Annotated in this window: 18 protein-coding genes; 7 read left to right on the top strand and 11 right to left on the bottom strand. The window is 71.5% G+C overall.

The features are described from left to right. The first annotated feature begins 148 nt into the window (after positions 1-148). Positions 149-742 (top strand): hypothetical protein, encoded by a 594-nt coding sequence (locus AB0I73_RS15715; RefSeq protein ID WP_363037604.1) that lies wholly within the window; start codon positions 149-151, stop codon positions 740-742. A gap of 52 nt (positions 743-794) precedes the next feature. On the opposite strand, the gene AB0I73_RS15710 is transcribed toward AB0I73_RS15715, so the two are convergent. Together AB0I73_RS15710 and AB0I73_RS15705 are read right to left on the bottom strand one after the other, a co-directional pair. Further along, on the bottom strand, positions 795-1,367 hold the full coding sequence (locus AB0I73_RS15710; RefSeq protein WP_363037602.1) for a cob(I)yrinic acid a,c-diamide adenosyltransferase: 573 nt from the start codon (positions 1,365-1,367) through the stop codon (positions 795-797). Positions 1,368-1,506: 139 nt separating this feature from the next. Continuing rightward, entirely contained in the window at positions 1,507-2,241 is a 735-nt protein-coding gene (locus AB0I73_RS15705) for a D-Ala-D-Ala carboxypeptidase family metallohydrolase (RefSeq protein ID WP_363037600.1), read from the bottom strand. Positions 2,242-2,541: 300 nt separating this feature from the next. Between AB0I73_RS15705 and AB0I73_RS15700 the strand changes: the two genes are divergently transcribed. From AB0I73_RS15700 to AB0I73_RS15690, 3 genes are all read left to right on the top strand, one after another. Continuing rightward, positions 2,542-3,390: a 3-hydroxyacyl-CoA dehydrogenase family protein gene (locus AB0I73_RS15700; RefSeq protein WP_363037598.1), complete on the top strand. Its 849-nt coding sequence runs from the start codon at positions 2,542-2,544 to the stop codon at positions 3,388-3,390. Positions 3,391-3,587: 197 nt separating this feature from the next. Continuing rightward, positions 3,588-3,911, top strand: coding sequence for an STAS domain-containing protein (locus AB0I73_RS15695; protein ID WP_363037596.1), 324 nt, complete (start codon positions 3,588-3,590; stop codon positions 3,909-3,911). A gap of 300 nt (positions 3,912-4,211) precedes the next feature. After that, positions 4,212-6,782, top strand: a complete 2,571-nt coding sequence (locus AB0I73_RS15690) for an ATP-binding protein (RefSeq protein ID WP_363037594.1) — start codon at positions 4,212-4,214, stop codon at positions 6,780-6,782. Between the two features lie 111 nt (positions 6,783-6,893). On the opposite strand, the gene nucS is transcribed toward AB0I73_RS15690, so the two are convergent. Further along, a complete protein-coding gene (gene nucS / locus AB0I73_RS15685) occupies positions 6,894-7,565 on the bottom strand; it encodes an endonuclease NucS (RefSeq protein WP_109378005.1) in 672 nt (223 codons plus the stop codon). 314 nt (positions 7,566-7,879) lie between these two features. Between nucS and AB0I73_RS15680 the strand changes: the two genes are divergently transcribed. After that, positions 7,880-8,272: an SCO5389 family protein gene (locus AB0I73_RS15680; RefSeq protein WP_363037592.1), complete on the top strand. Its 393-nt coding sequence runs from the start codon at positions 7,880-7,882 to the stop codon at positions 8,270-8,272. An 82-nt stretch (positions 8,273-8,354) separates the two neighbouring features. Here AB0I73_RS15680 and AB0I73_RS15675 read toward each other — a convergent pair whose 3' ends face one another. Further along, positions 8,355-9,383, bottom strand: a complete 1,029-nt coding sequence (locus tag AB0I73_RS15675) for an LLM class flavin-dependent oxidoreductase (RefSeq protein ID WP_363037590.1) — start codon at positions 9,381-9,383, stop codon at positions 8,355-8,357. 240 nt (positions 9,384-9,623) lie between these two features. On the opposite strand from AB0I73_RS15675, the gene AB0I73_RS15670 reads away from it, so the two are divergent. After that, a complete protein-coding gene (locus tag AB0I73_RS15670; RefSeq protein ID WP_363037588.1) occupies positions 9,624-9,956 on the top strand; it encodes an ATP/GTP-binding protein in 333 nt (110 codons plus the stop codon). Between the two features lie 31 nt (positions 9,957-9,987). On the opposite strand, the gene AB0I73_RS15665 is transcribed toward AB0I73_RS15670, so the two are convergent. The 7 genes from AB0I73_RS15665 to mce form a co-directional block, all read right to left on the bottom strand. Beyond that, complete coding sequence (locus tag AB0I73_RS15665) at positions 9,988-10,845, bottom strand: ABC transporter permease subunit (RefSeq protein WP_363037586.1); 858 nt, start codon at positions 10,843-10,845, stop codon at positions 9,988-9,990. Continuing rightward, positions 10,842-12,113, bottom strand: coding sequence for an ABC transporter ATP-binding protein (locus tag AB0I73_RS15660; RefSeq protein ID WP_363037584.1), 1,272 nt, complete (start codon positions 12,111-12,113; stop codon positions 10,842-10,844). Before AB0I73_RS15660 ends, AB0I73_RS15665 begins: the two co-directional genes overlap by 4 nt. A gap of 173 nt (positions 12,114-12,286) precedes the next feature. Further along, entirely contained in the window at positions 12,287-13,063 is a 777-nt protein-coding gene (locus AB0I73_RS15655; RefSeq protein ID WP_363037689.1) for an ABC transporter permease, read from the bottom strand. Continuing rightward, entirely contained in the window at positions 13,060-14,013 is a 954-nt protein-coding gene (locus tag AB0I73_RS15650; RefSeq protein WP_363037582.1) for an ABC transporter ATP-binding protein, read from the bottom strand. Before AB0I73_RS15650 ends, AB0I73_RS15655 begins: the two co-directional genes overlap by 4 nt. 101 nt (positions 14,014-14,114) lie before the next feature. Next, positions 14,115-15,050, bottom strand: coding sequence for a cellulose-binding protein (locus tag AB0I73_RS15645; RefSeq protein WP_363037580.1), 936 nt, complete (start codon positions 15,048-15,050; stop codon positions 14,115-14,117). A gap of 234 nt (positions 15,051-15,284) precedes the next feature. Beyond that, complete coding sequence (gene scy / locus AB0I73_RS15640) at positions 15,285-19,133, bottom strand: polarized growth protein Scy (protein WP_363037578.1); 3,849 nt, start codon at positions 19,131-19,133, stop codon at positions 15,285-15,287. Positions 19,134-19,406: 273 nt separating this feature from the next. Further along, on the bottom strand, positions 19,407-19,847 hold the full coding sequence (gene mce, locus AB0I73_RS15635) for a methylmalonyl-CoA epimerase (protein WP_363037576.1): 441 nt from the start codon (positions 19,845-19,847) through the stop codon (positions 19,407-19,409). 147 nt (positions 19,848-19,994) lie between these two features. Here mce and AB0I73_RS15630 point away from each other — a divergent pair, with 147 nt between their 5' ends. Further along, positions 19,995-21,236, top strand: a complete 1,242-nt coding sequence (locus AB0I73_RS15630) for an acetyl-CoA C-acetyltransferase (protein WP_363037574.1) — start codon at positions 19,995-19,997, stop codon at positions 21,234-21,236. The last annotated feature ends 26 nt before the right edge of the window (positions 21,237-21,262 follow it).

The following is a 21,262-nucleotide window of genomic DNA, read 5'->3' as shown; positions in this document are numbered from 1 at the left end:
CCATCCAACACGGTGCGCGCACCCGGTGCCTTGTGCCCGCGAAGGGTCCTGGACTGCATCTTTCGATGTACCGGAGGTTCGTCACCGGCGACGACGATCCCGGCCGCCCCGCACGGGAGCCTGAAAGGGGGACCGAGAGGAGCGAACCGTGATCGTCGCCTTGATCGCAGCATGCGAGATCGGCTTCTGGGTGCTGCTGGCCGCCGGACTGGCCTTCCGCTACCCGCTGAAGATGCCGCGCACCGGCCTGGTGCTGCTGCTGTGCGAGCCACTGCTGGAGGTCGTCCTGCTGGTCGCCACCGCGCTGGACCTGAAGAACGGTGCCGCGCCCGGCTGGGCGCACGGTCTGGCCGCGCTCTACATCGGCTACACCGTCGGGCACGGCCACCGGACCGTGAAGTGGCTCGACGGCCACGCCGCCCACCGGTTCGGCGGAGCCCCGAAGCCGGCCGGCCCGCCCCGCTACGGCATGGCCCGCGCCCGGTACGAGGCCGGGGTGTGGCTGGGCACGCTGGCGGGGGCCGCCGTGGCCACCGTGCTGCTCCAGCTCGCCATCTGGTACGTCGGCGACGCGAGCCGGGTGGGCTCCCTGGAGAGCTGGCGCACCACCGCCTGGAAGGTCGCCGGCGTCCACGGCCTGATCGCCCTGACGTACTGGCTCTGGCCGAAGAAGGCCCCGGCGGGCGAGGGGCGGGCGCGCCGGGACGATCGCGCCGGGTCGAAGGAGAGCGTCCGCCGCTGAGCCGGGCCGGGCCGTCGGGACGGACGCCCGGACGACCCGCTGCCCTCGCCCCTCAGCGCTCGCCGCCCGGCACCCACAGGATGTCGCCGGTCTCCTTGTTGGCGGTGCGGGCCAGGATGAAGAGGAGGTCGGAGAGGCGGTTGAGGTAGGTGGCGGTGAGGGGGTTCATGGTGTCGCCGTGCGCCTCCAGGGCGGCCCAGGTGGAGCGCTCCGCGCGGCGGACCACGGTGCAGGCCTGGTGGAGGAGGGCGGCGCCCGCCGTGCCTCCCGGGAGGATGAAGGAGCGCAGCTTCTCCAGCCGTTCGTTGAAGTGGTCGCAGTCCGTCTCCAGCCGGTCGACGTAGAACTGCTCGACCCGCAGCGGGGGGAACTCCGGGTTCTCCACGACCGGCGTCGACAGGTCGGCGCCCACGTCGAACAGGTCGTTCTGCACGCGGGTGAGGACCTGGACGACCTCCTCGTCCAGGGCACCCAGCGCGATCGCGGTGCCGATCACCGCGTTCGCCTCGTTGGCGTCGGCGTAGGCGGCGATGCGCAGGTCGGTCTTGGCGACCCGGCTCATGTCACCGAGGTTCGTGGTGCCCTTGTCGCCGGTCTTCGTGTAGATGCGTGTCAGGTTGACCATGCGGCCAGCCTAGTGACGCCCCGGCCGTCCGGACACCGGTGTGCCGACCGTCACGGCCGGCCGTCGCGGCGGGCGGGGCCGGTGTGTGTGGGGGGTGGCCCGCCGTTACGGCCGGTCTCGGGTGGGGCGAAGTGCCCTGTCAGATCCCGCAGCTGGGTGCGGACCAGTACGGTGACGGGTCGAAGGCCACGTGGGTGTGGTCGTTGTGGCCGGGGTAGCCGGGGCCGAGGATCTCGGAGAAGCCGTGGACCCTGGACTGGCGGGCGAGGGTGCACAGGCTCGGCGAGCCGACGAGATCGGCCGCGTCGCCGTAGAGGTGACGGCTGGTCGACGAGCCGCCGACCGCGCTGTTGCAGGCGTAGGAGCGGAAGCCGCTGGAGATGGTGATCGGCACGTCACCGAGCGCGTGCCGCAGCGCTTCCAGCTTCCACATGGTCTTCAGGGCGTTCGCCTTGGCGGTGGCCGCCGAGACCGCGCCGCCCGACCAGGTGGAGTTGCACTTGTTGAGCTCGGCGTAGCTGAAGTGGACGGGCGTGCAGTCGGCGTCCTGGAGCGCGTAGATCTTGCTGAAGGTCTGCGGACCGGCGACACCGTCGGCGGGCAGTCCGTACGCCGACTGGAACTTCTTGACGGCGGCGGCGGTGCGGGCACCGTACTGGCCGTCGTAGGAGAGCCGCTCGCCCGAGGTCACCCAGCCGGCGACCCGGATCTGCAGCTGCGTCACGTCGCTGCCGGAGGAGCCCTGGGACAGGGTGCGGTTCCAGGTGTAGCACTCGTCGGCGTGCGCCGTGCCGGCGGTGGCGCCCACTCCGAGGACCGTGCCAGCCATGACCATGACAAATGAAAGAAGGATGCGTGTCGCGCGTCTCAACATTCCGGCCTCCCGACCGTCCGTCGCTGGATGGAACGGTGCCGCCCGCCCGGACGGCACCCGTCGACCAGCGTGCGGCACGGTGCTACGCGCGTCAACAATCCGTGGATGAATACCTGGAGTTGACGGTGGGGAGGGTTGACGGCCGAACCCGAGGGGGCTCGGAGGCGCCGGAGTGATGGGCGTCTCACTGCGTGAGACGTGACACGCATTACTAACCCCTCACACATCCGCTCGCGGGCGCTAGTGTCCGCGAGTGACGTACAGGAACAGCGTGTGAGTGTTTCGAAGGGGAGTCGCACAGTGGCACGGAAGCTCGCCGTCATCGGGGCCGGTCTCATGGGGTCCGGGATCGCCCAGGTCTCCGCTCAGGCGGGCTGGGACGTCGTCCTGCGCGACGTCACCGACGAGGCGCTCACACGAGGTACCGACGGAATCAAGTCGTCGTACGACAAGTTCGTGAGCAAGGGCAAGCTCGAGGCCCACGACGCCGACGCGGCCCTCGCCCGGATCACCGCGACCACCGACCTGGACGCCTGCGCGGACGCGGACGTCGTGGTCGAGGCGGTCTTCGAGAAGCTCGAGGTCAAGCACGAGATCTTCCGCGCCCTCGACGGGATCGTGCGCGACGACGCCGTGCTCGCCTCCAACACCTCCGCCATCCCGATCACCAAGATCGCGGCTGTGACGGAGCGCCCGGAGCGGGTCGTCGGCGCGCACTTCTTCTCGCCGGTGCCGATGATGCAGCTGTGCGAACTGGTCCGCGGCTACAAGACCAGCGACGAAACCCTCGCCACCGCAAGGGAGTTCGCCGAGTCGGTCGGCAAGACCTGCATCGTCGTCAACCGCGATGTGGCCGGCTTCGTGACCACCCGCCTCATCAGCGCCCTCGTCGTCGAGGCCGCGAAGCTCCACGAGTCGGGTGTGGCGAGCGCCGAGGACATCGACCTGGCCTGCAAGCTGGGCTTCGGTCACGCCATGGGGCCGCTGGCCACCGCCGACCTGACCGGCGTCGACATCCTGCTGCACGCCACCGGGAACATCTACACCGAGTCCCAGGACGAGAAGTTCGCCCCGCCCGAGCTGATGCGCCGGATGGTTGACGCCGGTGACATCGGCCGGAAGAGCGGGCAGGGCTTCTACACGTACTGATCGCCCCGAACGCCCCGGTGCTCATCACGCACCGGGGTGAATTCGGTATCGGTTCGCTCACGCGGGGCAACCCCTGCGGGCTCCACGCGGTCAGAGGTTGCATCACCGTCGTCAAAAACGCGAGAAGCCTGAAGCTCTCAAAACTTTAAAACCTGAAAACCTTAAAAACACGGAGCACGGCACGCACGGGAGCGCATATGCATATCAGGGGCGACCACGCCGAACTGGTCGTCGGGGGCCGCCTCGATGTCCGCAGCGCGGCGGACGCCCGTACGGTCCTGCACTCGGCCGTCGACGACGGGGTCGGCGATCTGCTGCTGGACCTGTCCGAACTGGACTCCTGGGACGCCACCGGACTCGGCGTGATCATGGGGGTCCACCGGCGGGCCGGCCGCTGCGGCCGGCGGCTGGTGCTGCGCGACGTACCACCGCAGCTGCAGCGCCTGTTGGTGGCCACCCGGCTGCACCGGATCCTGGCGATCGAAGGGGGCATCGGGGTGGACACGCTGCCCCGTGTGTGAGGTCGGTACGGGGATGAACCCGACGGACCTGGCGGACCTGACGACCGGCAGGGTCCGGCCGCCCTGACGAGAGACACCGGCGACCCGTGCGACGTGCGCACAATCCTCACGAGACTGTGATGTCCCGGACCGAGCGGTACCCCGGACTGTCGTAGATACTGGGAAAAGGTTTAGGGTTCGGCTGCCCGCTGCCTCACCGACCCTCGAGCGGGCCCGGGCCAGGAGCGACAGCGCGGTGTGCAGCAAGGCCAGGAGGGCTTGGACCCAGGCACACGACGCTTTTGGGGGGGCTAGGACCTTATGGACCCGAACAACCCGGGACCCGAGGAGTACGGTCGTGACGGTGACGGGCACGCGCCGCGCCAGCGCCCGCCCAGGGAATCCCTCACATCCGACTTCGGGCAGCCCGCGCCCGTGCTCGCCCGCACGGTGCAGCTCGTCTCCGGCGACTTCCTGCTCACCGTCAACCCCGTCGACGGCAGTGAAATAGAGCCCTGCCCGCCCGCCGAGCGGCCCGCCCGCCCCGTGAAGCTGACGGAGGCCGAGCGCGCCGAGACCGAACGGGCCGCCAGGCCGCCCGTCCCGCCCGGTCCGGCCCTGCCCGAGTTCCCGCTGACGGCCCGCCAGGACGAGCGCGAGAAGCTGGTCCGGCTGCTCGCCCGCGGCCGCTCCGTGCGCCTCACCGGTCCCGCGGGCTCCGGCCGTACCCGGCTGCTCGACGTCGTCGCCGAGGACTGCGCGGACCTCGCCCCCGACGGCGTGGTCCGCCTGGACGGCCACCGCCGCAGCGCCGACGATCTGCTGTACGACCTCTTCTACGCCGTGCACAGCGCGCCGCTGTACCGCCCGGGCCGGGACGAACTCGCCGACTGCCTCCGGGAGGTCGGCGCGGTGGTCGTCCTCGACGACCTCGGGTTCGGCGGCGCCGCCCTCGACGAACTGCTCGACGCGACGCCCGAGTGCGCCTTCCTGCTCGGCGCCACCCCGGACGTGCCCGCCCCGTCGGCCGACTCCGCCGTGGAGGAGGTCGTCCTCGACGGACTCGATCGCGCGGCCGGTCTCGACCTGCTGGAGCGCGCCGTTGACCGGGACCTCACCGAGGACGAGTCGAACTGGGCCGGTGACCTCTGGTTCGAGTCCGAGGGCCTGCCGCTGCGCTTCGTCCAGGCCGGCGCCCTGCTGCGGCAGCGCGACCGGCTGCGCGCCGGCACCAGCGCCGTCGACGAGTTCGGCGTCTTCGAGGACGTCTGGCCCGGCGACCCGTCCGACGAACTGCCCGCCGACGCCGTCGACGGCGAGGAGATCCCGCTGCCCTCGCTCGGTGAGGCGGCCGCTCCCGCTCCGCTGCTCGCGGCACGGCTCAGCGCCTCCGCCCGCGCCACCCTGCGGTTCGCCGTCGCGCTCGGCGGCGAACTCCCGCACCAGGCGCATCTGCCCGCGCTGGTCGGCGACACCCACGCCGACGCCGCGCTCGGCGAACTGGCCGCCTGCGGGCTGGTCGCCCCGGCCGGCTCCCGCTACCGGCTCGCCGCCGGCGTCCCGGCCCAGCTGGAGGCCGCCGGTTACGCCGACGGGGCGCAGGCGCAGGCACGCACCGCCGCCCAGCACTACGCCTGGTGGGCCGGACACCCCTCGGTCACCCCGGAACGGGTCTGCGCCGAGGCCGACGCGGTGCTCGCCGCGCTCGCCGTGCTGTCGCCGCTCGCCTCGGCCGCCGAGGAGGGCGAGACGGACGTGGCGGTGCAACTGGCCCGCACCGCCGCACCCGCGTTCGCCGCGGGCCTGCACTGGAACGCCTGGGAGCGGACCCTGCGGGCCGGCGCGGAGGCCGCCCGGCTCGCCGGGGACGTGGCGGAGGAGGCCTACTTCCACCACGAGCTCGGCATCCACGCCCTGTGCGCGGGGGAGCTGGACCGCGCCCGTGCCGAACTGGAGGCCTCCATCGGCCTGCGCGGGGCCGCCGCCGACAAGCGCGGCACCGTCGCCGGACGCCGGGCGCTGGCCCTGGTCAGCGACCGCTCCGGCATCCCGGTGGCGCTCGCGCCGACCGCGGGGGAGGAGGTGCCGGACGCCCAGTACGAGGAGTCGGCCTCGCCGCCCCGCGGGGTGCCGACGGCCTTCCCGGAGCTTCAGCCGCCCACCGACACCGGCCTGATCGTCCACCGCACCTCGCCCGTGCCGACGCCCATACCCACGTCCAAGGCCGGCGTCGGACTGAAGGGCCTGGCCCGGCGCAACCTCGTGGCGGCCGGTGCGGGCGCGCTGCTCGTCGCCGTGCTGGGCACGGTGGTCACGCTCGGAGCCACCTCGGAGAACAACCCCGGCACCCCGTCGGAGAACGTCGGCGTCAACCCGTCCGCGAGCCAGGGTGCCGACGACGGCAGCCTGGGTGCGGACCGGCGGACCGAGGAGGGCGGTGACACCGGTGACGCCACCAGTCGGCCGGCCGACCCCGGCCCGGACGGCGCCCCCGGCACCTCCGACGACCCGACGCCGACGGCCACGGAGTCGGGCGAGGCCTCGGCCGATCCGAGCGACACCGGGAAGCCGGACGACTCGACGCCCACGCCCTCCACGCCGACGAGGCCGCCGTCCTCGTCCGCGAAGCCGTCGACGTCGCCCAAGCCGAGCGATCCCACCGACAAGCCGACCGAGCCGACGGAGGAACCGACGGAGCCCACGGAGGAGCCGACCACCCCGACGACGGAACCGACGGACGACGACACCCCGCCGCCGGCCACGTCCGACTCTGCGAGCGGCCCCACCTCCTCCACCCCGACCCAGACGGAGTCGGGGACGAGCAGTTCGGCGAGCGCTCCGCAGAGCAGCGAGGCGGGCACGCCGAGCAGCTCCGGGACGACGGTGATCTGACGTCTCCGGACGTCTCCGGACGTCCGCGGACGCCCGGAGACGCTTTCGGGCATGTGCGAAGGGCCGGGCCCCCGACGGAGGCCCGGCCCTTCGCACATGCCGTGACGCCGCTCAGAACAGGCGCAGTTTGTCGTCCTCGATGCCCCGCATGGCGTCGTAGTCGAGGACCTGGCAGCCGATGCCCCGGTCGGTGGCGAGCACGCGGGCCTGCGGTTTGATCTCCTGGGCCGCGAACACGCCGCGCACCGGGGCGAGATGCGGATCGCGGTTCAGCAGCTCCAGGTAGCGCGTGAGTTGCTCCACGCCGTCGATCTCACCGCGCCGCTTGATCTCCACCGCGACGGTCTGTCCCTCGGCGTCGCGGCAGAGGATGTCGACGGGGCCGATGGCGGTCATGTACTCGCGGCGGATGAGGGTGTAGCCCTCGCCGAGGGTCTCGATGCGGTCCGCGAGCAGCTCCTGGAGGTGGGCTTCCACGCCGTCCTTGATCAGGCCGGGGTCGACGCCCAGTTCGTGCGAGGAGTCGTGCAGGACCTCCTCCATCGTGATGATGAGTTTCTCGCCCGCCTTGTTGACGACGGTCCAGATCCCCTCCTCGTCACCGCTGCCCTCTTTGAGCGTGCAGGGCGGCGACATCCAGTTCAGGGGCTTGTAGGCCCGGTCGTCGGCGTGGATCGAGACACTTCCGTCCGCCTTGACCAGGATCAGGCGGGGTGCCGAGGGCAGGTGCGCGGTGAGCCGCCCGGCGTAGTCCACGGAGCAGCGGGCAATGACGAGACGCATGGTCGGCAACGCTACTCGACGGGCCGCGGTCGATGCGATTCGCCCGGTCCCGCGAACAACTCGGAACCGAGTCACAGGAACCACTCCAGCCCCTCGCGACGTGTCCTGTATCTCCTGGAAAACGCGTGTTCGGCGGTGGCCGATTCCCGGCCCACAGCAAGTCCCGCATCCGGGGATTCTCCTGGTGCGGCCCCGGCCAGTTGCTTACGGTATTGAACGGGAGGTCGCGGCGTGTGCACGCAGCGTGTCGGATTGTGCGAACTCCCTTATCTGTCAGGCAACCCCCGCCCGGCGGGGGTGCGAGAGGAGAACCCATGTCGCTCGACGTCTCACCGGCCCTACTCGAACAGGCCGAGCGAGGCGAGGTCGACGAAGTAGACTTCGTCGACTGCGTCCGGACCTCCCTGCCCTACGCGTGGGAGATGATCAGCTCCCTGGTGGCCCAGTTGAAGGTGGACGGCGGAGAGTTCGCCGACAACCAGACGCCTCCGCCGGACGAGCAGGCTCGCGGTCAGCTGCTGCGTGCGCTCGCGAGTGACGCGATACGCGGCGCGCTGCAGCGGCACTTCGGTGTCCGGCTGGCCTTCCAGAACTGCCACCGGGTGGCCGTGTTCCCGCTCGACTCCTCGGTCGACGAGAGGCTGGCCAAGTTCACCTCGGTCCGTGGGCAGCTGCTGAACCAGTCGCCGGAACTGCGCGACTGCTGACGTGCTCCGCCGCTTGCCGCTCCGTACGCGGGAGGTGCGCTCTGTACCGGGGCGGCAAGTCTCACCGGAATCCCCCGCTCGTTCAGACGAGTTGGGGGATCACCTCGGCGCCGAGCCGGCGTACGTTCTCCTCGGTCGCCGCGAGGTCGCCGGAACCCTCGACGAGCAGGGCGAACCGGGAGATGCCGGTCCGCTCGCTGGTCGCGGCGAGCCGGTCCGCGCACAGCCGCGGGGTGCCCACCGGGTGCAGCCCGCAGAGGAGTTCGGTGTAGGCCAGCGGGTCGCGCATCCGCCGCTCCCGGTGGTCCACCGTGACATGGGCCTCGAGCCCCTGCCGCAGCCAGCCGGGCAGCGCCTTGAGCAGCGTCTCCGCCGCGTCGGTGCGCCGGTCGGCGATCTGCACGACACCGGCCGACACATGGGCCGCGCGGTGGATCTCCGCCGCCGGCCGTCCGCACGCACGCGCGTGCCGCTGCCACAGGGCGACCATCTCGGCCTTCTCCTCGTCCCCCACATGCATGCCGAGCAGCATCGGCAGCCCGCGCTCGGCCGCGAGCCGCACGCTCGCCGGGGAGGTGCAGGCGACCACGACCTCGGGACCCTCCACCTCGGTGAGGCACTCCGACGGGCGCGGGACGACGGGCACTTCACGGAACCGGAAGCGCTCCCCGGCGGCCGCGACGGAGGGTTCGCGCAGCCAGCGCATCAGGAGATCGAGTGATTCGGGGAATCCCTTCTCGTACGCCTCGAGGCCGGACCCGAAGACCTCCAGGTCGACCCACGGCCCGCCGCGCCCGACGCCCAGCGAGAACCGCCCGCCGCTGGTGACGTGCAGCAGTGCGGCCTGCTCGCCGAGCGCCACCGGATGGACGGTGGGCAGCACGCTGACCGCCGTGCCGACCCGGATGCGGCGGGTGCGGCCCAGCAGCAATGCCGCCAGGGTGACCGCCGACGGACAGGTGCCGTACGGCACGAAGTGGTGCTCGCCCAGCCAGACCGCGTCCAGCCCCGCCTCCTCGGCCACCTCGGCCGAACGGACCGCTCGGTGCAGTGCCTCCCCTTCGCCCTGTCCGGGGAACCGGGCGGCCAACACGAAACTTCCCACGCGCATCGCTTTCCTGCTTCCTTGGCTCCGACACGGAGCTCCCCCGCAGGGCATAACCGTCTGACACGTGCCGAGGACACGGCTCGGAGAGGAATTTACGGATTGTCTGCAGAATGGGCGGTTCTGGGGCGAGTGTTGCGCCCTTGTGAAGGGAAGCTTGTGATGTCTGGTTCCGTACGCGTACCCCGGTCGGCGCCGCGTAGGCTGGAAGCGGTCCCGCATCCTGTATAGCCCGTGAGGTGTTCTGTGTCCCCGCGTCGTAACCGACCCAAGGGAGCCGGTTCGTCCGGCCGGAGCGCCGCGGACGACCGTTCCGGACGGTACGGCGGCTGGCAGTCCACCGAGAGCTGGCAGGGCGAGGAGTGGAGCGTGCGGCACGTGGCGGGCTCCAGTGCCCAGGGCAAGGCGTACCGCTGTCCCGGCTGCGACCAGCTGATCCCGGACGGGGTGCCGCACGTGGTGGCCTGGCCGGAGCACGCGGGGGTCGACGACCGCCGGCACTGGCACAAGGCCTGCTGGAACGCGAAGGACCGCCGCACCACGCGGGCGCAGCGGTCCCGTAACGCGCCGAGGTTCTGAGCCCGGCGCTCTCCCGTTCCGGCCGGGACTCCTACACGTCCCGCTTCCCCAGCAGGGCGAAGGCGCCGCCGAGCGCCGCGGCCGTGACCCCGAGCATGATCCACAGCGGGTCCCAGCCGGACGGACCGGACGTGCTCAGGGAGTTGGCGTAGAAGACGCTCATCTGGTTCGGGATGGAGTACTCGAACAGGGCCATGCGCACGTCCTCCAGCGAGGTGGAGAACATGAACATCGCGATCACCAGCGGGGCGAGCACGGCGCCGATCATGATGGTGATGGCGCCCGCCGAGTGCCGGATGATCGAGCCGACGGCCAGCGAGAGCGTGCCGAGCAGCGCGATGTAGAGCGAGATGCCGACGGTGGCCTTCAGCCACTCGCCGCCGGTGGGCTCCCCCGCGTTGTTGCCTTCCATCATCACCGTGTGCAGGAACGCGACGGCCGTCGCGGACAGCAGCGTCACCACGAAGGCGACCAGGAAGAACACCAGGGCCTTCGCCGCGAGCACCCGCCCGCGCGAGGGGCAGGCCACCATGGTGGTGCGGATCATGCCGGTGCCGTACTCCGTGGCCGTGGTCAGCACGCCCAGCGTGATGACGCACATGCCGCCCAGGAGCAGTCCGAAGAAGCCCATGGACAGCGCGCTCTCGCCGTTCAGGTCCGTGTCGGTGCTCGCCACCACCGCACCGGTCAGCAGGCCGATGCCGACGACGAGCAGCACGAACACGCCCAGCGTCCACATCGTGGAGCGCACCGACCGGATCTTCGTCCACTCGGAGGCGATCGCGTGCCCCAGGTGCGTGCGCACCACCGGGATCGGCGAGTGGTAACCGGGTTCCGTCGCCTGCCATACGGGCGCGGCCTGCGGAGTCGGGGGCTGGGGCGTGCTCATCGGGCGTCCTCGGGCTTGGTCACGTCGGAGCTGGACGGGCGGGGCGGGCTGGGCGGGGCGGTCGGTGGAGCGGCCGGAGCCGTGTCCCGAGCCGGCTGAGCGGCGGCGGGCGGCTGCGGGACGGGCTGGGCGTACGGGTTGGCCATCGGGGCCCCCGGAGCGGCTCCGGGGGCGCCCGGAGCTCCGTACGGTCCCGTGGGAGCCTGCGGTGTGCCCGGGGCCGCCGCGAACTGCGGGCCGCCCTGCTGGGGCGGCGGCGGGGCGTACCAGCCGGGCTGGCCCTGGCCCGGTACCGGCGCCGGAGGCTGCACGCCCGGCGGCAGCGGCTGCTGGAGCCCTGCCTTCTGGTCGTCGGTCGAGCGGTAGTCGACCGCTCCCTGCGTCATCCGCATGTACGCCTCCTCCAGCGAGGCCTGGTGCGGTGACAGCTCCCACAGCCGTACGCCGGTGTCGTGCGCGATGTCACTGACGCGCGGCAGCGGCAGCCCCATCACGCGCAGCGCGCCGTCCTGCTCGGGCAGCACCTGGCCGCCGGCCTCGCTGAGCGCGGCGGACAGCTTCTCGCGCTGCTGCGGCTCGGTGTCGGGCGTGCGCACCCGCGCGAAGTCGGCGGAGTTGGCCGAGATGAAGTCCTTCACACTCATGTCGGACAGGAGCTGTCCCCGGCCGATCACGATGAGGTGGTCGGCGGTCAGCGCCATCTCGCTCATCAGGTGGGAGGAGACGAAGACCGTACGGCCCTGCGCGGCGAGCGACTTCATCAGGTTGCGCACCCAGAGGATGCCCTCGGGGTCGAGGCCGTTGACCGGCTCGTCGAACAGCAGCACCTGGGGGTCGCCGAGCAGCGCGGCGGCGATGCCGAGCCGCTGGCCCATGCCCAGGGAGAAGCCCTTGGAGCGCCGCCCGGCCACCTCGTGCAGCCCGACCACACCGAGCACCTCGTCCACCCGCCGGGCCGGGATGCCGGACAGCTGGGCCAGGCTCAGCAGGTGGTTGCGGGCGGACCGGCCGCCGTGCACGGCCTTGGCGTCCAGCAACGCGCCGACCTGCCGGGCGGCGTTGGGCAGCCTGCGGTAGGGATAGCCGCCGATCGTGACGTGACCCGCGGTGGGGTTGTCCAGACCGAGGATCATCCGCATCGTCGTGGACTTGCCCGAACCGTTGGGGCCGAGGAAGCCGGTGACGGCGCCGGGACGCACCTGGAAGGAAAGGTTGTACACAGCGGTCTTGTCGCCATACCGCTTGGTCAGGCCGACTGCCTCGATCATGCTCCGCCCCATCGAGAGGTTCAGGACAACGAGGGCACACGCCCCCCGTAAGGGTTAGGAGGATATCGAGACGCTGACGGTTCCACCCAAGGGGAGGTAAAGCCGGTGGAAACCCAGCCCCGCCCCGCCTCCGGACCGGCCGGGGCACCTCCTCGCCCGGCCCGTGCCCTGCCCTACGCGTCGCGTCTCCGCAGCACCAGATATCCGCCGACGAGTGCCGCGACCACCCACAGCGCCATGATGCCGAGGCCGCCCCAGGGCCCGTACGGGGTGTCGTCGCCGAGCGGCGTGACCACCTGCATGATCCTGCTGCCCGCCTGGTCGGGCAGGAACCGGCCGACCTTCTTCGTCGCGTCGACGTTGGCCAGGATGTTGGAGATCAGGAAGAAGAACGGCATCAGGATGCCCAGCGACAGCATCGGGGAGCGCAGCATGGTGGCGACGCCCATCGAGAACACCGCGATCAGGGTCATGTAGAGACCGCCGCCGATGACGGCCCGCAGCACCCCCTCGTCCCCGATGGACGCCTTGTGCTCGCCGAGCATCGCCTGCCCGAGGAAGAAGGCCGCGAAGCTGGTGACCATGGAGACGACGAGCGCGAGCGCGGTGGCCACGCCGAGCTTGCCGACCAGGAAGGCGCCGCGCTGCGGTACCGCGGCCAGCGAGGTGCGGATCATGCCGGTGCTGTACTCATTCGACACCACCAGCACCCCGAACACGATCATCGCGAGCTGACCGAGACTCGTCCCGGCGAAGCTGATGAACGTCGGGTCGAAGGAGAGACGGCTCTGCGGACTCATGTTGTCGAACTCGTTCGCCGACAGCGCCGAGATCAGCATGCCGAGCGCGATGGTGACGACCACCGCCAGGGAGAGCGTCCACACCGTGGACGCCACCGACCGGATCTTGGTCCACTCGGACCGGACGACCTGTGCCGCCGACATGCTCAGCCCCTCTTCCAGCCGTCGCCCCACTGCTGCGGGGGCGCGGACGTGCCGGAGTGCGCGTGGTACTCCACCGACTCCGCGGTCAACCGCATGAACGCCTCCTCCAAGGAGGCCTGCTGCGGGCTCAGTTCGTGCAGTACCAGTTGGTGGGCGGCCGCCAGCTCCCCGACCTGCTCGGCCTTGGCACCGTCCACCTCCAACACCCCGCCGCCGCTCTCGACGACCGTGACCCCGGCCTCGTGCAGCACGTCCAGCAGCTGTTCCCGCTGCGGGCAGCGGATCCGGACGTACGAACGGGAGTTGTGCTCGATGAAGTCGGCCATGGAGGTGTCGGCGAGCAGCCGGCCCTGCCCGATGACGATGAGGTGGTCGGCGGTCAGCGCCATCTCGCTCATCAGGTGGGAGGAGACGAAGACCGTACGGCCCTGCGCGGCGAGCGACTTCATCAGGGTGCGGATCCAGTGGATGCCCTCGGGGTCGAGGCCGTTGACCGGCTCGTCGAACATCAGGATGCGCGGATCGCCGAGCAGGGCGCCGGCGATGCCGAGCCGCTGGCCCATGCCGAGCGAGAACCCCTTGGTCTTCTTCCTCGCGACGGACGTCAGCCCCACCGTCTCCAGTACCTCGTGCACCCGCTGCCGGGGGATGCCGTTGCTCTGGGCGAGGCACAGCAGATGGTTGAAGGCGCTGCGGCCGCCGTGCAGGGCCTTGGCGCCCAGCAGCGCACCGATGTACTTCAGCGGGTCCTTGAGCCGGTCGTAGTGCCGGCCGTCGATGCGGACGTCGCCGGCCGTGGGCCGGTCCAGGCCCAGCATCATCCGCATGGTGGTGGACTTGCCCGCGCCGTTGGGACCGAGGAACCCCGTGACGATGCCCGGTCTGACGGTGAACGTCAGGTTGTTGACCGCCACCTTCTCGCCGTACCGCTTGGTCAGCCCCTCAATCTCGATCATGCCGCCACGCTAGAACGGGACGAAGCCCTCTGCCAACTCCGTGGCAGAGGGCTTCACCGATGTTCGGCCGCCGTATCCCGGCCGGTTACCGCAACCGCCGGTTACCGGGTCTGCTGGGCCGGAACCCCGCGGGAGGCGGTCTCGTCCTCGGCCGGCGAGCCGGCCGCGGCCACCGCGGCGCCCGTGAGCGTCGCCAGCATCTCGCGGACGTTGGTCAGCTGGGCGTTGATGGAGTCGCGGCGGTTGGTCAGCGCGGCCAGCTCCCGCTCGGATTCCGAACGGATCCGGTCGGCCTTGGCGTTGGCGTCGGCCACGATGTCCTCGGCCTGGCGCTGGGCGGTCTCCACCGTCTGGCGGGCCCGGCGCTCGGCGTCGGTGCGCAGCTTCTCCGCCTCCAGGCGCAGCTGCTCCGCGCGGTGCTCGATCTCGGCGAGCCGCTTCTCGGCCTTGGCCTGACGCGACGCCAGGTCACGCTCGGACTGCTCGCGGCGCTTGGCGAGGTTCGTCTCGAAGTCGGCGGCGGCCTGCGCGGCCTTCGCGCGGGTCTCCTCGAAGAGGGCGTCCGCCTCCTCGCGCTTGGACTGCGCGTCCTTCTGCGCGTCCGACCGCAGCTGGGCGGCCTCGCCCTGGGCCTTCTCGACGATCCGGACGCCCTCGTCCTCGGCCTTCGCCTTGCGCTCGGCGGAGTACGACTCCGCGTCGTTGCGCACCTGCTGGGCGGCCGACTCGGCGAGCTCGCGGTGCTGCTCGGCCGCGCGCCGGGCCTCCTCGCGGAGGTCCTTCGCCTCCTCCTCGGCCAGGCGCAGGATCTTCTCCACGCGCGCGCCGAGACCCGCGTACGACGGCTCGGCGTCGGTGACCTGGGTCTGGGCGTTCTGCGTCTCGAGGTGGAGTTCCTCGATGCGCTTTTCCAGAGCGGTGATGCGGGCGAGAGCGCTGTCACGGTCGGAGACGAGCTTGGAGATGCGTTCGTCCACCTGAGCGCGGTCGTATCCACGCCGCACAAGCTCGAAGCCGTAGGGGGAAGTGTCGCTCATGGGGTTCCTGTCGAATGAGACCGGTGAGGTGATAGGGGGAATCCTAGGCGCCGAAGCGCTGTGTCATCGAGTGGATGCACGTTTGATACGGAGAATGGCACCCCTTTTGAGTGGCCGGCATCCGGAGCGCTTGCCAAGTGCATGCCCAAACACCCTTGTCGGCACGGGAGTTGACATGCCGACAGGGGGTCTCCCGCACCGTCGAAGAGCTTGACCGGTTCGTTATACGGCGCCCTAACTGTCCGAAGACTTGCTCCGCTGGCCCGGCGGACCGGCCGCCGCGGCGGCCTTCACCCCGTTGTCCTTGCCGCCGCCCGGAACCTCGAACGACTCCAGCGCCTCCAGGACGTCCTGCACGCGGGAGATCTCGGCGTTGATGTCCTCGCGCCGCCGCACCAGGACCTCCAGTTCGCGCTTGCCCTCCTCGACCGTGGCCCGTGCCTCGCGGATCGCCTCGGCCTTGAGCTCCTCGGCCTCCCTGATGAGCGCGGCCTTCTTCTGCTCGGCCTCCTTCAGCAGCCCCTCGGCCTTCTTCACCGCGGCGATACGCACCTTGCCCGCCTCGGAGTTGGCCTCGGACACGAGCTCCTTGGCCTTCGCCTGGGCCTTGGCGAGCTGCTCCTCGGCCGCCTTGACGAGCGCGTCGCAGCGGTCGCCGGTGGACTTCATCGTCTCGGCCGCCTCACGGCGGGCCCGCTCGTGCAGCTCCTCGATCTCGCCGGTGATGCGGTCCCGCAGCTCCTCGGCGCGCTCCCGGATCCGGGTCGCGTCCTGGCGGGCCCCGACCAGCAACTCGTCCGCGTCCGTACGGGACTTCTCCACCCGCGAGTTGCCCTCGACGGTCGCCTCGGAGACGATCCGGTCGGCCTCGGTGCGGGCCGCTCCCACCATCGAGTCGGCCTGGGCCTCCGCGTCCGCGGTGGTCTTCTGCGCCTGCTGCTGCGCCTCGGTGAGCAGCTTGTCCGCCTCGGCGGTGGTCTCCGTGATGAGCGTGTCCACCTGTTCGGCCGCCTCGGAACGCCGCTTGTTGGCGTCCTTGCGAGCCTCGTCCAGCGTGCGCTCGGCCTCCTCGCGCGCCGAGGTCACCAGACGCTCGGCCTCCTGCTCCGCGTCGACCTTGAGCCGCTCCGCCTCGCCCCGGACCTGCTCCGCGTGCTGCTGCGCCGAGTTGACCGTCCGGGACGCCTCGGCCCGCAGCCGCTCCGCGTCGCCCGTCGCGTCCGAGATCAGCTTCTCGGCCTTGGCGACCGACTCCGCGCGCTGCCGGTCGGTCTCCGCGATCGTCTCCGCGGTGAGCCGCTCCGCCTCGCTCCGCGCCTCGGTGATGAGGGTGTCCGCCTGCGTCGCCGCCTCCGAACGGATCCGGTTGGCGTCCTGGCGGGCATCGGCCCGGGTACGCGCGGCGCTCTGCTCGGCCTCGGCGACCGTGTCCGACGCCTCCGTACGCATCCGCTGGGCCTGCTCGGAGACCTCCGAACGGACCCGCTCCGCCTCGGTGATCGCCTCGGACACCGTGCGCTCGGCGAGCGACTTGGCGGCCTCCGTCTCCTCCTGCACCTCGCGCCGCAGCCGACTCGCGTCCTCGCTCGCCCGCTCCCGCTCCGCGTAGGCGTCGGCCCGGACCCGGTCCGCCTCCTCCTCGGCCTCGCGCCGGGTACGGTCCGCCGCGTGCTCGGCGGCGCTGCGCAGCCCGGTGATCTCCTCCTGCGCCTGCTCGTGCAGTTCCGCGACCGAGTCCCGGACCTGCTGCGCGTGCTGCTCGGCCGCCGACACCATCTCGGTGGCACGCCGGTCGGCCTCCTCGACCAGCCGTACGGCCTCGGCCTGCGCCTCCTCCACGCGCGTGCGCGCCGCGGCCAGCAGCTCCTCGCTCTGCTCCCTGGCCCGCTCGCGCTCCTGGTCGGCCTCCTGCCGGGCCGCGCCCAGCAGCTCCTCGGCCTCGCGGCGGCGCCGGGCGGCCTCCTCCTGCGCCCCGGCCAGCGCCTGGGACGCCTCCGTGCCGAGCCGCTCGGCGGCGGCCAGCGCCTCGGCCCGCATCCGGTCGGCGCTGTCCTGCGCCTCCGACTTGAGCCGCTCCGCCTCCGCCGCGGCCTCCGAACGCAGCCGCACGGCGACCGACTCGCCCTCCGCGCGGGACGCCGACGCGTCCGCCGCGGCCTCGGTACGCAGCCGCTCCGCCTCCGCCTCCGCCTGCTCACGGAGCGTGCGACCCCGCTCCGCCGCCTCGACGCGCAGCCGTTCGGCCTCGTCCGAGGCCTCCCGGCGGATGCGGCCCGCCTCCTCACGGGCCTCGCTCAGTGCCTGTTCGGCCGAGGCCAGCCGCTGCTCGGCCTCCGTGTGCAGCCGGGTCAGTTCCTCGGCGGCCTCCGCGCGGCGTGCCGTGACGGCCTGCTCGGCCTCCTCGTGCAGCTCGCGCGCGGCCCGCTCGGCGTCCTCCTTGAGCGCGTCGGCCTGCTCGGCGGCCTCCGCGCGGTGCCGCTCCGCCTCCTTGCGGGTGCGCTCCAGCGTCTCCTCGGCCTGCCGGCGCAGCGTCGTGGCGCGCTCGATGGCCTCGGTACGGACCTTCTCGCTGTCCGTCTGCGCGGTGGAACGCAGCTCGTCCGCGTCCGCCTTCGCCTTGGCCAGCAGTTCCTCGGCGGACCGGGCCGCCTCCTCGATCTGCGCCACGGCCTCCTTGCGGGCCTCCGCGCGGATCTTCTCGCCCTCGGCGACCGCGTCGGCACGCAGGTGCTCGGCCTCGCCGCGCAGCCGTCGGGCCTCTTCCTGCAGCTCGACCGTCTTGGCGCGGTACTCCTTGGTGTCGTCCTTCGCCGCGCCCTTGAGCTGGGTGGCGATGTCGTGCGCCTCGGCCCGCAGCCGGTCCGCCTCGGCCTCGGCCTCCCCACGGATCCGCTCGGCCTCCTCGGCCGCCGCCCTGGTGGTCCGCTTGGCGTCCTCCGACGCTTTGTTGAGCACGTCCTCGGCGGTCTTGGCGGCCTTGGACAGCTGGGTGGCGCTCTCCTCGGCGGTGATCGTGCGGGCCTTCTCGGAGGCCTCCGCGACGATCTTCTCGGCTTCCGCACGGGCGTCCGCGACGATCTGCTCGGCGTCCGCCTTGGTGGACTCGGCCTCCTTGGTGGCCTCGCCGACCAGCCGGGCGACCTGCTCCTTGGCCGTACGGGTACGGGTCTCGTTGGCGGCCTCGGCGGAGGCGAGCGCCTTCGACGCGGCCTCCTTCGCCTCGGCGAGCACCTTGTCCGCCTCGGCACGGGCCTCGCGCAGCGCCGCCTCGGCGTCCGCCATGCGCTGTTCGGCCGCCCTGGCGAGCTCCTGGGCCTCGCGGCGGGCGGACTCCGACTCGCTGGCCGTCGACGCCCGCAGCTGCTCGGCGTGGTCGGTGGCCTCCTGCGCCTGCGCGGAGGCGGCGTTCAGCAGCCGCTCGGCGTCCGCGCGGGCCCGGCGCAGGGTCTGGTCGGCCTCCGCGCGCGCCGCCTCGGCCTCGCCGCGCAGCCGCTGGCGGGCCTCGGCGGTCACCCGTTCGGCCTCCGCGCGGGCGGCGGCCAGGGCCTGTTCGGCCTCCGCGCGGGACTCGTCGAGCAGCCGGCGGGCCTGCTGCTCGGAGCGGGCCCGCACCTGCTCCGCCCACGCCACGTTCTCGTTGACGTGCGACTCGACGGTCTGCCGACGCTCCGCCAGCTCCTGGTCGAGCTGCTGGCGCCGGGTCACGGCCTCCTGGTGCAGCTCCGACTGGAGCCGGGCCGCCTGCTCGGCGTGCTCCTGGAGGATCCGCTGGGTCTGCGCCCGCACCTGGCTCAGCTCACGCTCGGCGTCCGCACGGAGCTGGTCGGCCTGCACCTGCGCGTTACGCAGCAACTGCTCGGCCTGATAGCCGATGTCGCCGCCCTCGTAGGCGGGCCGGGACATGATGGTGCGCCGCGCCTCGTGCAGCTTGGCGCGCAGCACCTCGACCTGGTAGCCGAGGTCATCGGCGTGCTGGATCGCCTTTTCCCGCTCGGTCTTCAGCCGCTTCATCTCGGCTTCGAACCGAGAGAGGTGGTCGACGTCAGCCGCCGGCTCTCGCTCCTGGCTCTCGTAGCCCCGCACTGCGCGGTCCCATCCGTCCCCTGGTCGCAACTCTGGCCGAGCCCCGCCCGTCCGCCGAACGGGGCCCCCGGGGAATGGTGTCAGATCGGTGGAGGAGCATGCGCTGCTGCCCCCGCGCTCGCCCCCCGAAACCCGGACCCCGGTGAGTCCTGCGGTCAAGAAGGACGACGTTCACCCGAATGGAGGCAGTCGTCACCTTTTTGACGGCAGGACCTGATCGCCCTGGACCGAGCGGCGACCGCACCCAACCCTACCGGCCCTTATGTACGTGGGTCAGTGCTCAGGTGACTCAACAGGCGCCGAAGTGACCAGTTCGGTCAGTACGCCGTGGCAGTCCTTGGGGTGCAGGAAGGTGATCCGTGACCCCATGGAGCCGCGCCGGGGCTCTTCGTACAACACGCGTACGCCCTTGTCCTTGATGTCGGCGGCCTCGGCGTCGACGTCCGCCGTGCCGAAGGCGATGTGGTGGACCCCCTCCCCGTTCTTCGCGAGCCACTTCGCGACGGTGGAGTCCTCCCGGGTCGGCTCGAGCAGTTGGAGGTAGGACGCGCCTCCGTCCGAGGTCTCGTTGATCTTGAGCATGGCCTCCCGCACGCCCTGCTCCTCGTTGACCTCGGAGTGGAACACCTCGAAGCCGTACGTGGCCCGGTAGAACTCCACGGTCGCGTCGAGGTCGTGGCAGGCGATCCCGATGTGGTCGATTCGCGTCAGCATGGAATCAGTGGAGCGCTACCGGGGCGGTTACGCAACGTGCGCGCGATCACACCGTAAGCCCGATGACGGGGCGGACCGCAGCTCAGTACATTCGAAGTAAACCCTCGTTCACTCCTCGGCTGTGCAGCCGGAAGGGGATCGCAGCTCATGACTTCTGCAGCTTCTGAATCCACCGCATCATCAGCGCCTTCCGCCACGAACGGCACGACGTCCGTCATCGTCGCGGGCGCCCGGACCCCGATGGGCCGGCTGCTCGGCTCGCTGAAGTCCTTCTCCGCGGCCGACCTCGGCGGCTTCGCGATCAAGGCCGCCCTCGACCGTGCGGGGATCGGCGGCGACCAGGTCCAGTATGTGATCATGGGGCAGGTGCTCCAGGCCGGGGCGGGGCAGATCCCCGCACGTCAGGCCGCCGTCAAGGCCGGCATCCCGATGAACGTCCCGGCGCTCACCGTCAACAAGGTGTGCCTGTCCGGTCTCGACGCGATCGCGCTGGCCGACCAGTTGATCCGGGCGGGTGAGTTCGACGTGGTCGTCGCCGGCGGCCAGGAGTCCATGACCAACGCCCCGCACCTGCTGCCGAAGTCCCGTGAGGGCTTCAAGTACGGTGCGGTCCAGATGATCGACGCCATGGCGCACGACGGACTGACCGACACCTTCGAGGGCATCGCCATGGGCGAGTCCACGGAGAAGCACAACACGCGCCTCGGCATCGGCCGCGCCGAGCAGGACGAGATCGCCGCCCTGTCCCACCAGCGGGCCGCCGCCGCGCAGAAGAACGGCGTCTTCGCGGCGGAGATCACCCCCGTCGAGATCCCCCAGCGCAAGGGCGACCCGGTCCTCTTCAACCAGGACGAGGGCATCCGCGGCGACACCACCGCCGAGTCGCTCGGCAAGCTGCGCCCCGCCTTCACCAAGGACGGCACGATCACCGCCGGCACCTCCTCGCAGATCTCGGACGGTGCGGCGGCCGTGGTCGTGATGAGCAAGGCCAAGGCGCAGGAGCTCGGCCTGGAGTGGATCGCCGAGATCGGCTCCCACGGCAATGTGGCCGGTCCCGACAACTCCCTCCAGTCGCAGCCGTCCAACGCGATCGCCCACGCCCTCAAGAAGGAGGGCCTGGAGGTCTCCGACCTCGACCTGATCGAGATCAACGAGGCCTTCGCCGCGGTGGCCGTGCAGTCGATGAAGGACCTCGGGGTCTCCACGGAAAAGGTGAACGTCAACGGCGGCGCCATCGCCCTCGGCCACCCGATCGGCATGTCCGGCGCCCGGCTGGTGCTGCACCTGGCGCTGGAGCTGAAGCGGCGCGGCGGCGGCGTCGGCGCGGCGGCGCTGTGCGGCGGCGGCGGCCAGGGCGACGCCCTGATCGTACGGGTGGCCAAGGCCTGACCCGGCTCGGACGGTCGGCCGGTTCT

It is taken from the genome of Streptomyces sp. NPDC050388, from assembly GCF_040655635.1.
Classification (GTDB): Bacteria; Actinomycetota; Actinomycetes; order Streptomycetales; family Streptomycetaceae; genus Streptomyces.
This window is presented reverse-complemented; position numbering and strand designations above follow the sequence as displayed.